The sequence below is a fragment of the Streptomyces sp. WAC05374 genome (assembly GCF_004353505.1).
Lineage (GTDB): Bacteria > Actinomycetota > Actinomycetes > Streptomycetales > Streptomycetaceae > Streptomyces.
On record NZ_SMNQ01000035.1, the window covers coordinates 1 to 13,918 of the forward strand.

Sequence of the window (13,918 nt, forward strand, 5' to 3'; positions counted from 1 at the left end):
GACGAAGCGTTCCGCGGTCAGCTCCGGCCGGTTCAGGTAGCCGCGGGCCACGCCGAGGCCGCCGATCCACAGCTCGCCCAGGCTCCCGCGCGGCACCCGCCGCCCCGCCCCGTCCAGCACGTACAGCGTGGTGTTGAGCACCGCGTCGCCCAGGGACACCTCACCGGGCTCGACGTGCCAGGTCGTGGACCACACCGTGCACTCGGACGGGCCGTAGATGTTGGTCACCCCGCCGCGCACCGTCCGCAGCAGCTTCCCGGCCAGGCCCCGGTCCAGCGCCTCGCCCCCGACGATCATGCGGTCGAGCCCGCCGAGCAGCGCGCGCCCGTCGGCGTCCGCCAGCAGCAACCGCGCCAGCGACGGCGTGCACTGCAGATGCGTGGGCCGGTACGAGCGGTAGGCCGGCCAGTCGCCGACGTCGCCCTGCGCGATGACGACCCGGAACCCACGCGTCAGCGTCCAGACCAGCTCCACCATGGCGATGTCGAACGACGGGCTGGTCACCGCCAGCCAGGTGTCACCGCTGCCGCCGTCGACGCGCCGGTCCACGGCACGGCAGAAGTTGACGAACTGGCCGTGCTCGATGAGGACGCCCTTGGGCTTGCCCGTCGAGCCGGACGTGTAGATCACGTATCCCAGGTCGGCGGGGGACGGACGGACTTCCGGCTCGGGGATCGCGGCGTCGTCCGGGACGTCGGGGAGGTCGTCGATCAGCACGACCCTGGCCGTGGTGTCCACCGGCCGGTCCGAGACCAGGACGGTCAGCCCGCTGTCCTCGATGACGTGCCGCACCCGGGCCCGGGGATAGTTGGGGTCCACCGGCAGATGGGCTCCGCCGGCCAGCCACACGGCCAGCACCGCCACCACCAGGTCCGCCGAGCGGGGCAGGTGCACCCCCACCGGGACCTCGGTGCCCACGCCCTCCGCCCGCAGCCGCTCGGCGAGCAGCGCGGCACGCGCCACGGTCTGCCGGTACGTCAGCTCCCGGCCGTCCGACACCAGCGCCACCGCGTCCGGGGTGCGCCGCGCCTGCGCCAGCACGAGGTCCAGCGCGGTCGTCCCGTCCGGGCGGGACGTCTCCAGCCGGCCGCCGCGCTCCGCAAGCCAGGACAGTTCGGAAGCGCCGAGCACGTCCAGCGTCCCGATCGGGCGGGCGGGCTCGCGGACCACGGAGGCCAGCAGCGTGCCCAGGCCGTCGACCAGCCGCGCGGCCGCCGGGCGGCCCACGATCCCCGGCCGGAACTCGATCTCGCCGAGCAGCCCGGTGCGGCCCGAACCGTCGTCGCCCGGCACCAGCGTCAGGTGCAGGTCGAACTTGGCGGTGCCGGGGGCGTTGCCCGAGAACGCGTCGGACATCGGCAGCAGCCAGGCGTCGTCGCGCTCCGCGCTGTGCTTGGCCCCGCTGGTGATGCTCTCGGTCAGGTAGTTGAAGCCGACGCGGAAGAAGGGGCTTTCGCCGCCGGTGCGCTCACCGGACGCCACCCGGACGACCTCGGTGAGCGGGACGGCCTGGTGCTCCAGGGTGCCGCGCACCCGGGGCGCCATGGAGGCGATCAGCTCCTCGAAGGTCGGGTCGCCCGTCAGGTCGCAGCGCAGCGGCAGCGTGTTCGCCAGGAAGCCGACGGTGTCGGCGAGCCCCAGCTCACGGTTGGCCCAGATGGTGGCCATGCCGAAGTCGTCCTGGCCGCACGTACGGGCCAGCAGCACGGCGAAGGCGCTCACGTATACGGTGTACGGGGTGACCTTGTGCGCGTCGGCCAGCGTCTCCACGGCCTCACGCACCTCGGCGGGCACGGTGAACCGCAGCCGGTCGCCGCCCTCCGTGCCCTCGGGCACGGTGTCGGGCCCCGGCGGGAACTCCAGCCGCGGCACCCCCGCGAGCTGCTCCCGGAAGAACCGCAGCCCCTCGTCGAAGTGGCCCTCGGCGATGGCGCGCTCCTCCCACCGGGCGTAGTCGCCCAGGTGGTGCGCGATCGCGGGCGCCTCGGGCTCACCACCGGCCGTGAACGCCTCGCAGGCGGCCACCACCTCGCGGATCAGCAGCCCCGTCGACCACCCGTCGACCACCGTGTGGTGCAGCGTCACGCACAGGAGCTGCTCGCCGCCGGGCACGTCGAGCAGCAGGCACCGCGCCAGCGAGGTGGAGCCGAGGTCGAAGGGGCGCGTCTCCTCCGCGCGCACCCGCGCGTCCACCGCGTCCTGCCCCAGGGCCGACAGGTCCTCGTGCACCACGGGGATGTCGGGCCGCTCCCGCACCACCTGGACCAGGCGGCCGTCACGCGTCTCCAGCCCGGTGCGCAGCGCCTCGTGCCGGCCGCCGGCCCAGGCCAGGGCACGGGCCAGCGTCTCCCGGTCCAGCTTGCGGACGACACGGGCCCGCATCGTCACGTTGTACTGGGCGGAGCCCGGGTCGAGCCGCTCCAGGAACCACAGCCGCTTCTGGCCCTCGGTCGCCGGGTGTTCGTCGCGCCGCTCCGCACGCTCCAGCGGCAGGGTCGCACGGGCCTCGCCCGCCTCCTCCGTACCGGTCAGCACACCCGCCAGGAACTCGGCGACGGCGTACGGGGTGGGGTGCGTGAACGCCAGGTCGGTGGGCAGGACGGCGCCGACGGCCGCGGAGAGCCGGCGGCGCAGCTCGACCGCCATCAGCGAGTCCAGACCGAGGTCCTTCAGCGACTGCCGCTCGTCGACCTCGTCGCCCGCGCCCAGGCCGATGACCACGCCGATCTCGCCGCGCACCAGGTCGCTCAGGGCCCGCAGCCGCTCCGCGGCGGGCAGGGCGGTGAGCCGCTCGCGCAGCCCCGCCTCCGGTGCGGGCGCGGCCGCCGCGGCGGCCGGGCGCGGACGCGGGGTGCGCAGCAGGCCGCGCAGCAGCGCGGGCACGGTGCCCGCCTCCTCGGCGGCGCGCCGCACGCCCTGGACGTCCAGGGCGACCGGCACCACATGGGCGTACGGGCGGCACAGCGCGGCGTCCAGTGCCGCGAGCGCCCGCTCCGCGGTGAAGGCACCGAAGCCCTGCCGCTCGATCCGGGCCAGGTCCGCCCGGGTCAGCCGTGACGTCAGCCCGGTCCCGGCCTGCTCCCACATGCCCCACGAGAGGCTCGTACCGGGCAGCCCGAGGTTCCTGCGGTACGTGGCGAGGACGTCCAGCGCGTTGTTGGCGGCCGCGTACGTGCCCTGGCCGGGGGCGCCGACGACGCCCGACAGGGACGAGTACAGGGCGAACACCGCCAGGTCGAGGTCCCGCGTCAGCTCGTGCAGGTGCAGGGCGCCGTCGGCCTTCGGGGCCAGGACGCCGGCGAGCCGTTCGGCGGTCTGGGCGGCGAGCAGCCCGTCGTCCAGCACCGCCGCCAGGTGGAACACCCCGGTCCAGGGGTGCCCGTCGCGCGCCGACGCCAGCACGGCCGCCAGTTGCTCGCGGCGGGCGGCGTCGCAGGCGACGACCCGCACCTCGTCGGCTCCGGCGGCGGCCAGCTCGGCCACCAGCTCCGCCGCGCCCGGGGCCCGTTCGCCCTGGCGCGACGTCAGCACGAGGTGCCGTGCGCCGTGCTCCACGACCAGGTGCCGGGCCAGGGCACGGCCCAGTTCACCGGTGCCGCCGGTGATCAGCACGGTGCCGTCCGGGTCCAGGGCGCGTGCCGTCTCCTCGGGCGGCCCCGCCACCTGGACCAGGCGCGGCGCGAGCACCCGCCCGGCGCGCACGGCCAGTTCCGGCTCGTCGGCGACGGCGAGGGCGGCCTCGAAGGCGTCGTCGCCGGCGCCGGTCCCCGCGCCGGTGTCGATCAGGCGCAGCGTGTGGTCGGGGTGCTCGCTGCGGGCCGAGCGGACCAGGCCCCACAGCGCGGCCTGGGCCGGGTCGTCCGCGTCGTCGCCGGCCGCGCCCCGGGTGACCCAGACCAGTTCGGTGCCCGGCTCCTCGGCGAGCCGCCGCCGGAGCTCGGCCAGGCCGCGTGCGGCGACCTCGGCGACGCCGCCCGTCCAGCCCCGGGCGTCCACGACCGTGCGGTCCGCCGCCGTGCCGGGGCCGGCCGGGGACGGGACGCGCACCGGCTGGAACTCCACCCGGTACAGGTGCTCCACCGGCCGGGCGCCGCTGATCTGCTCGGGTGAGATCGCGCGGCGCCGGAGGTCGCCGGCGACCACCGGGGTGCCGTCCGGGCCGGCCGCCCACAGCCGGAGCGTGCCGTCGGCGGGGTCGAGGTCGAGCCGGACCAGCAGCTCGTCGCTGCCCCCCGCGAGCAGCCGCACGTCCGACCAGATGAACGGCACGTGCACCGGTGCGCGCGGGTCCGTCTCCGCCCGCAGGATGCCGAGGACGTGCAGGGCCGCGTCGATCAGCACGGGGTGGGCCCCGTACCCCTCGGCCGGGACGCCCTCCGGCAGCTTCACCCGCGCGTACAGCGTGTCGCCGTCCTGCCACATCTCCTTCAGGGCGCGGAAGGCCGTCCCGTACGTGACGCCGACGCCGTCCATCCGGTCGTACACGCCGTCCAGGTCCCACCGCTCGGCGCCCGGCACCGGCCACCGGCGCAGCCCGGCGAAGCCGTCGGACACGGTGGCGGCGCCCGTGGGGCCCGTGGCGAGCACGCCGACCGCGTGCCGCGCCCACGGCCCGGGCGCCCCGGACTCGAGGCTGTGCACGCTCAGCGGGCGCCGCCCGTCACCACCGGGCGGGCCCACCAGGACCTGCAGCCGCCGCTCCCCGGACTCGGGGAACAGGAGCGGTTCCAGCAGCGTCAGTTCCTCCACCCGGTCGGCGCCCACGTGGTGGGCGGCGGCCAGGGCCAGGTCGAGCAGCCCCGTGCCGGGGACGACCGCCGTGTCGAACACGATGTGGTCGGCGAGCCAGGCCTGCCGGCCGCGGGACAGCCGGCCGGTGAGCAGGGCGCCCTGGCCGTCGCCGAGTTCGGTCGCCGCGCCGAGCCACGCGTGGCCCGGCTCCTCGAGGCCGAGGGCGCCCGCGTCCACGTCGGCGGCGGGGCGCAGCCAGTAGTGCCTGCGCTGGAAGGCGTACGTGGGCAGGGCCGCGAGGGCGCCGTCGGTGCAGCGCTCCCAGTCGACGGCGTACCCGTGGACGTGGAGCAGGGCGAGGTTGCGCAGGAGCTGGGCGGCACTGCCGTGGTCGCGGGCGAGGGAGCCGACGACGATGCCGCCGTGCTCGGCGCTGCCGTCGGTGAGCGGCATGGACAGCACGGGGTGGGCGGAGATCTCGACGAAGACGGTGTGACCGTCTTCGAGCAGCCGGTTGAGGGCCTTGTCGAAGCGGACGGGCTCGCGCAGGTTGCGGCACCAGTAGCCGCCGTCCAGCTCGGGTCCCTCGGCGACCTCTCCCGTCAGCGAGGAGTAGAAGGCGATGCCGGCCGGGGCGGGGCTGAGTCCGGCGAACTTCTCCGCCAGGTCCGGAAGGCACGGGTCCACCTGGGCGCAGTGCGAGGCGTAGTCGATGTTGATCTTCCGGGCGTACACGTCGTCGGCGCGCAGGTCGGCCACGAGCCGGTCGATCGCGTCCGCGTCGCCGGAGACCACGGTGGACCCGGCGGTGTTGACGGCGCCGACCGACAGCGCGCCGCCGTAGGGCGCGAGGAGCGTTTCGACCTCCTCCACCGGCCGCTTGACCAGCGCCATGCCGCCCCGGCCCGCGTGGGCGAGGACGGCCTTTGAGCGCTGGGCGACGATCTGCGCGCCCTGCTCCAACGACAGGGCACCGCTGACGACAGCGGCGACCACCTCGCCCTGCGAATGTCCCACCACGGCGGCCGGCTCGACGCCGAGTGAACGCCACACCGCCGACAGGCCCACGCCCATGGCGAACAGGGCGGGCTGCACCACGTCGACGCGGTCGAACGGCGGGTGATCCCCCTCCTCACCGGCCAGGACCTCACGCACCGACCAGCCCGTGAACGGCCGCAGGGCCGCGTCACACGCGTCAATCATCTGCGCGAACACCTCGTTGGACGCGAGCAGTTCACGCCCCATGCCGACCCACTGCGCACCCTGACCCGGGTAGACGAAGACGACCTTCCCGCGCTCCCCGGCCTGCCCCCGTGTCACCTCCGGGTGCGGACTGCCGTCCGCGAGCGCGGTCAGCGCCCCGGCGAGCCCGGCGGCATCCTCGGCGACCACGGCGGCGCGCACCGCGAAGTGCGTACGGGTCCGCGCCGCCGTGAACGCCACATCGGCCGGCGGCACATCGGGGTGCTCGCCCAGCCACCGCGCCCACGCGCCCGCCTGCTCCCGCAGCGCCGCCTCGTCCCGGCCGGAGACCACGACGACCTGCGGGCCCTCCGGCCGGCGCGGCTCACGCTCCTCGGCGGGGGCCTCCTCCAGGATCACATGGGCGTTCGTGCCGCTGATCCCGAACGCGGAGACACCCGCGCGCCGCACGTCGCCGCCCGGCTCCCAGGGCCGCTCCTCGGTGAGCAGCTCCACCTCGCCGGCCGACCAGTCCACATGCGGTGTCGGCTCGTCCACGTGGAGCGTGCGCGGCATCACCCGGTGGCGCAGCGCCTGCACGGTCTTGATGACGCCGGCCAGCCCCGCGGCGGCCTGCGTGTGCCCGATGTTCGACTTGACCGAACCCAGCCGCACCGGGCCGCGCCCGGCGCGGTCGCGCCCGTAGGTGGCGAGCAGCGCCCGCGCCTCGATCGGGTCGCCGAGGCGGGTGGCGGTGCCGTGCGCCTCGACCAGGTCGACGTCGGCGGCCGTCAGCCCCGCGTCGGCCAGCGCCTGCCGGATCACCTTCTGCTGGGCACGCCCGCTGGGCGCGCTCAGCCCGTTGCTGGCACCGTCCTGGTTGAGGGCGGAGCCCCGCACGACCGCGAGCACCGGGTGGCCGTTGCGGCGGGCGTCCGAGAGCCGCTCCAGCACGAGCACGCCCGCGCCCTCGGAGAAGCCGGTGCCGTCCGCCGCCGCCGCGAAGGCCCGGCACCGCCCGTCGGGCGAGAGCCCGCCCTGGGCGCTGAACTCGGCGTAGGCGTCGGCCGTGGCGAGCACGGTGACACCGCCCGCCAGGGCCAGGCCGCACTCGCCGGAACGCAGCGCCCGCACCGCGTAGTGGAGGGCGGACAGGCCCGACGAGCAGGCGGTGTCCAGGGTGACCGCCGGGCCCTCCAGGCCGAAGACGTACGCCAGCCGGCCCGACAGCACACTGGTCGCCGCCCCGGTGACCAGGTGTCCCCGTACGGCCTCGACGGCACTGCCCGCGTGCGGCCCGTACCCGCCGGACGTGGCGCCGACGAACACGCCGGTCGTGCTGGAGCGCAGGGCGGCGGGACGGATGCCCGCCCGCTCCAGCGCCTCCCAGGCCGACTCGAGCAGCAGCCGCTGCTGCGGGTCCATCGCCAGCGCCTCGCGCGGCGTGATGCCGAAGAACGAGGCGTCGAACTCGGCGGCGTCGTACAGGAAGCCACCGGTCGGCGCGAGCTCACCCGTGCCCTGCCAGCCACGGTCGGACGGGTACTCCCCGACCGCGTCCCGGCCCTCGGCGACGAGGTCCCACAGCAGCTCGGGGGAGTGGGCCCCGCCCGGGAAGCGGCAGCCCATGCCCACGATGGCGACCGGCTCGACGGGCGCCGGAGCGGCCGCCGTGGCCTCCTGGAGCTTGAGGCGCGTGGTGTGGAGCTCGGCCGTCACCCGCTTGAGATAGCCGAGCAGCTTGTCCTGGTCCAGCGAGGTGTCGGTCATCAGCCCATTCCCAGCTCGTTGTCGATGAAGTCGAAGATCTCGTCGGCGGTCGCGGACCGGAACTGCTCCTCGGCGGCCGTGCCGGCGCCGCCCGCCGGGGCGGCCTCCCCGGGCCCGCTCCACGTCAGGAGCAGCTCGGTCAGACGCCTGGTGACGTCCGCCCGGGTGTCCTCGTCGGGCGCCGGGCCCGAGGCCAGCGCGGCACAGGCGGCCTCCAGCCGGTCCAGCTCGGCCCGTACGGCTCCGCCGGGCGGCGCGGCCGGGGCGGCGGGAGCGTCGGGCGCCGTCACCGGTGCCAGCTCCTCGGCGAGGAACTCGGCCATGGCACGGGGGGTCGGCTGGTCGAAGACCAGCGTCGGCGGCAGCCGCAGCCCGGTCTCCTTGTTCAGCCGGTTGCGCAGCTCCACCGCGACCAGCGAGTCGAAGCCCAGGTCCTTGAACGCGGTGTCCGGGTCGAGCCCGGCCCCGTCCGTGCCGCCGAGCACCCCCGCCGCCTGGCCGCGGACGAAGTCCAGCAGGATGGCGTCCCGTTCGCCGGCGTCCGCCGCGTCCAGGCGCCGCACCAGCGGCGGGCCCGCCGCCGCGTCCCGCGGGCGTACCACCCGCCGCGCGGTGCGGGCGGCCGGCGCGGCCAGCGCCCGCAGCGGCGCCGGGACCTCGTCGTGCCGCAGTACCGAGGTGTCCAGGCGGGCCGGCAGCAGCACCGCGTCCGGACGGGCGAGCGCCGCGTCCAGCAGCGCCATGCCCTCCGCGGCCGGCAACGGCGTGATCCCGGACCGCGCCAGCCGCGCCAGGTCGGTCTCGCCGACGTCGCGCGACATGGCGCTGCGGTCCGCCCACAGGCTCCAGGCCAGCGACTGGGCCGGCAGCCCCCGCTCGCGGCGGTGACGCACCAGCGCGTCCAGGAACGCGTTGGCCGTGGCGTAGTTGGCCTGACCGATCGAGCCGAGCGTGCCCGCCACGGAGGAGAACAGCACGAATGCCGACAGGTCCAGCTCCGCGGTCAGCTCGTGCAGGTTCCAGGCGCCGTGCGCCTTGGGACGCAGCACCTCCTCGGCCCGCTCGGCCGTCATCGACTCGATCACCGTGTCGTCGAGGACGCCCGCCAGGTGGAACACACCGGTCAGCGGGTGCTCCCGGGGGACGTCCGCCAGCAGCGCGGCGAGCGCGTCACGGTCGGCGGCGTCGCAGGCCGCGACGGTCACGTCGGCGCCCAGGGCGGCCAGTTCGGCCCGCAGCGCCGCCGCGTCCGGCCCGGCCGGGCCCCGCCTGCTGGTGAGCAGCAGGCGGCGCACCCCGTGCGCGGCCACCAGGTGCCGGGCGACATGGGCGCCCAGGGTGCCCGTACCGCCGGTGATCAGCACGGTGCCGTCCCGGTCCAGGGGCCGCGGCACGGTCAGCACGACCTTGCCGGTGTGCCGGGCCTGGCTCATGAAGCGGAACGCCTCGGGGGCCTGCCTGATGTCCCAGGCCCGCAGCGGGTGCGGGCGCAGGGCACCGCGCTCCAGCAGGCCCACGACGTCGGTGAGCATCTCCCGGATGCGCCCCGGGTCCGCCTGCATCAGGTCGAACACGCTGTAGGCGATGTCGTGTTCGGCGGCCAGCCCGGCCGCGTCCCGCAGGTCCCGCTTGCCCATCTCCACGAACCGGCCGCCGCGCGGAAGCAGCCGCAGCGACGCGTCGACGAAGTCGTCGGTCAGCGAGTTCAGCACCACGTCCACGCCCCGCCCGCCGGTGGCGGCCAGGAAACGCTCCTCGAACTCGAGCGTCCGCGACGAGGCGAGGTGTACGTCGTCCACGCCGAGCGCCCGCACGGCGTCCCACTTGCCGGGTGAGGCCGTCGCGAACACCTCCAGCCCGAAGTGCCGGGCGAGCTGCACCCCCGCCATGCCCACTCCGCCGGCCGCCGCGTGGACCAGCACGGCCTCGCCCGGCCGGGCCCCGGCCAGGTCCACCAGCGCGTAGTACGCGGTGAGCCAGGCCGTCGGCACGGACGCGGCGGCGGCGAACGACCAGCCCGCCGGCATCCGCACCAGCAGCCGGTGGTCGGTGACCGCCAGCGAGCCGAACGAGCCGCCCGAGAACAGGCCCGTCACCCGGTCGCCCGGCGCCAGGTCGTCCACCTCGGGGCCCGTCTCGACGACCACACCGGCCGCCTCGCTGCCGATCACCCCGTCGCCGGGGACCATGCCCAGGGCGACCAGCACGTCACGGAAGTTCAGCCCGGCGGCCCGTACCGCGACCCGCACCTCCCGCGCGCCCAGCGGGGCCGCGCGGTCCGGAGCGGGCGCCAGCGCCAGGTCCTCCAGGGTGTCGCCCGTGAACGCGTCCAGATGCCAGGCCGGCACGCCCGCCGGCGGCACCAGCGCGGCGCCGCCCTCCGCGCGGGCCAGGCGCGGCACGTACACCCCGCCGCCCCGCAGGGCCAGTTCCGGCTCGTCCGCGAACGGCAGGCCCGCCACCGGCTCCCACGGCTCCGCGCCGTCCGGCTCCAGGTCCAGCAGACCGAAGCGGCCCGGGTGCTCCGCCTGCGCGGAGCGGATCAGGCCCCACACCGACGCGCTCGCCGGATCGGCGGCCGGGTCGTCCGGCAGCGCGGCGACCGCGCCCCGGGTGACCAGCACCAGGCGGGACCGCTCGTGGCGCGCGTCGGCCAGCCAGGCCTGCGCGAGAGCGAGCACCTCCCGGGCGACCGGGCCCGCCGGCCCCGCCGCGTCCTCGTGCCCCGCCCCGTCCGGGCAGCGTACGAAGACCGTGTCCGGCACGGCCCCGGCCGCCGTCAGCGACCCCAGGTCCCAGAAGCCCGCACCCGGGCCGCCCACCACCACCGCCCGGTCCGCCGCGGCGGACTCGGCGGGGCGGTCGGCGAGCCGTGTCCAGTCCAGATGGAAGAGGTCCGCGTCCTCGCCGGCGCTCCGCAGGTGCGCCGGGGACACCGGCCGCAGCGCCAGCGCCTCGACCGCGGCCACCGGCACACCGCCGCTGTCGGCGATCCGCAGCGCCACCGTGCCGTCGGTGCCCGTGGGGGAGACCCGCACCCGCAGGGCGGCCGCGCCCTCCCCGTACAGGCTGAACCCGCTCCAGGAGAAGGGGAGCCGGACCTGCCCGTCGTCGGGCACCAGCGACCCCAGCGCCACCGCGTGCAGGGCCGCGTCCAGCAGCGCGGGGTGCAGCCCGTACGCGGCGGCCGACCCGGCCGGCCCCTCGGGCAGCACCACCTCGGCGAAGACCTCCGGCCCCGCCTGCCAGGCGGCACGCAGCCCCTGGAACGCCGGGCCGTAGCCGTAACCCGCCCCGGCCAGCCGCTCGTACAGCGCCGGGGCGTCCAGCGGCTGTGCGCCCGGCGGCGGCCACGCCGTCAGGTCGAAGTCCGGCGCGGGCGCCACCGGGGCCAGCGTCGCCGTGGCGTGCCGCGTCCACGCGCGGTCCTCGCCGGCGTCCTCCGCCCGGGAGTGGACGGTGACGGCCCGGCGGCCGTCCTCGCCGGCACCGGAGACCACCATCCGGAGCTGCACGCCGCCGCTCTCGGGGAGGATCAGCGGCGCCTGGAGGGTCAGCTCCTCGACGTGCTCGCAGCCGACCTGCTCACCGGCCCTGACCAGCAGCTCCACGAAAGCGGTCCCGGGCAGCAGCACGGTGCCCGTCACCGCGTGGTCCGCGAGCCACGGCTCGGTGCGCAGCGACAGCAGCGACGTGAGGAGACGGCCGCCCGTCTCGGGCAGCTCCACCGCCGCGCCCAGCAGCGGGTGCGCCTCGGGGCGCAGGCCCGCCGCCGCCACGTCCGCCGCCGGGCCGGCCGCGTCCCGCGTGTCCAGCCAGTACCGCTGCCGCTGGAACGCGTACGTCGGCAGGGTCGTCCGGCGGGCACCGGTGCCGGCGAAGACCGGCTCCCAGTCGACCGCCGCGCCGTGGGCGTACGCCTCGGCGAGCGAGGACACCCAGCGGGCGAGCCCGCCCTCCTCCCGGCGCAGGGTCCCGACGGCCGCCAGGGGCGCGCCGACGCTGTCGGCGGTCTCCTGGAGGCCGAACGCCAGCACCGGGTGCGTCGACACCTCGACGAACAGCCCGAACCCGTCGGCCAGGAGCGCCTTCGTGGCTTCGTCGAAGCGGACGGTGTCGCGGAGGTTGCGGTACCAGTAGGCGGGGTCGAGGGGTTGGTGGTGGGGTTGGCCGGTGACGGTGGAGTAGAGGGGGATGCGGGGGGTGCGGGGGCGGATGCCTTCCAGTTGGGTGGTGAGGTGGTCGTGGAGGGTGTCGACCTGGGCGGAGTGTCCGGCGCAGTCGGAGGGGATGGTGCGGGCGCGGATGCCTTCGGCGAGGCATTGTTCGAGGAGTTGGTCGATGGCGTCGGGGTCGCCGGAGACGACGGCGGAGGTGGGGCCGTTGACGGCGGCGATGGACAGGCGTCCGTTCCAGGGTGTGATGCGTTGGGTGATGTGGTGGGTGGGCAGGGGGAGGGAGAGCATGGCGCCGTGGCCGGCGATGTGGGTGAGGGCCTTGCTGCGGGCGCTGACGATGTGTGCGGCGTCTTGGAGGGTGAGGGCGCCGGCGATGTGTGCGGCGGCGACTTCGCCTTGTGAGTGGCCGACGACGGCGTCGGGGTGGATGCCTGCGGAGCGCCAGAGTGCGGCGAGGGAGACCATGATGGCGAAGGTGACGGGTTGGAGGACGTCGATGCGGTCGAGTCCGGGTGCGCCGGGTTCTTGGCGGACGACGGCGGTGAGGGACCAGTCGACGTGGGGGGCGAGGGCGTCTTCGCAGGCGGTCATGTGCTCGGCGAAGAGGGGTGAGGCGTCGAGGAGTTCGCGGCCCATGCCGGCCCACTGCGCACCCTGACCCGGGAACACGAACACGGTACGGCCGGCCACCGCCGACCCGGTGACCGTGCCCGCCGCGGGCTCTCCCGCCGCGAGCGCGTCCAGCCCGGCCAGCAGCTCGGCCCGGTCGGCACCGGTCACCACCGCACGGTGCTCGAACGAGGTCCTGGTCGCCGCCAGCGAATACCCCACGTCCAGGACGTCCGGCGCCGCGTCGGCCCGGACGTGGTCCGCCAGCCGGCGCGCCTGGTCGCGCAGCGCCTCCTCCGAACGCGCCGACACCGTCCACGGGACGACCGGCAGCGTGGCCGAGGCCGTCTCCGGCTCCGGCCGTTGCGGCGCCTGCTCCAGGACGACATGGGCGTTGGTACCGCCGATGCCGAAGGAGGAGACGCCCGCCCGGCGCGGCCCGTCGCCGTCCCACTGCTTGGTCTCGGTGTTGACGTAGAACAGGTCGGGGTCCAGGCCCATCTCGGGGTTGGGGTGCTCGTAGTTGAGGCTGGGCACCAGTTCGCCGTGGTGGATGGCGAGGGTCGCCTTGATGAGCCCTGCCACACCCGCGGTGGCATCGGTGTGGCCGATGTTGGTCTTCACCGAGCCGATGGCGCACGGTTCGGTCCGCCCACTGGTGGCGAACACCTGCTGGAGGGCGCGCATCTCGATGGGGTCGCCGAGGGTGGTGCCGGTGCCGTGGGCCTCGATGAGGCCGATGGTGGAGGGGTCGACGCCCGCGTCGGCCTGGGCCTGGGCGATGACGCGTGCCTGGCCCTCGATGCTGGGCGCGGTGAAGCCGACCTTGGCGGAACCGTCGTTGTTGATGGCGCTGCCGCGCAGCACGGCGTAAATGGTGTCACCGGCCGCGATCGCGTCCGACAGCCGCCGCAGCACCACCACGGCGACGCCATTGGCGAACACGGTCCCCGCGCCCTTCTCGTCGAAGGCCCGGCACTTGCCGTCCGGGGAGACCATCAGCCCTTCCTGGTACCGGTAGCCGTGCTCCAGCGGATACGTCACCGACGACCCGCCGACCAGCGCGACGTCCGACTCGCCGCGCAGCAGGCTCTCGCGGGCCAGGTGCGTGGCGACCAGACCGGTGGAACAGGCGGTCTGGACGGTGAGGGCCGGGCCGCGCAGGTTGAGCTTGTGCGCGACACGGGTGGCCAGGTAGTCGCTCTTGTTGGCCGTCATGGTGCGGTAGAACGACGGCAGGTCGTCACCGTCGTAGCTGCCGTAGCCGTACTCGCCCACGCCCGACCCGGCGAAGACGCCGACGCTGCCGTCGACGCTCCCCGGCACGATGCCGGAGTGTTCCAGGGCCTGCCAGGCGGTCTCCAGGAACAGCCGGTGCTGCGGCCCCATCAGCTCCGCCTCGGACGGCATGTAGTCGAAGAAGGCGGCGTCGAAGAGGTCGGCCCCTT

General features: G+C 75.7%; 1 protein-coding gene and 1 pseudogene. Both read right to left on the reverse strand.

Translation table 11 applies throughout. The features are described 5' to 3' along the window. Nucleotides 1-7,662 (reverse strand): annotated as a pseudogene (locus E2B92_RS32305) (SDR family NAD(P)-dependent oxidoreductase); the annotation flags it as partial. 20 nt (nucleotides 7,663-7,682) lie between these two features. Then, the coding region (locus tag E2B92_RS32310) for a type I polyketide synthase (protein ID WP_133087789.1) at nucleotides 7,683-13,918 on the reverse strand (6,236 nt) is incomplete at its 5' end.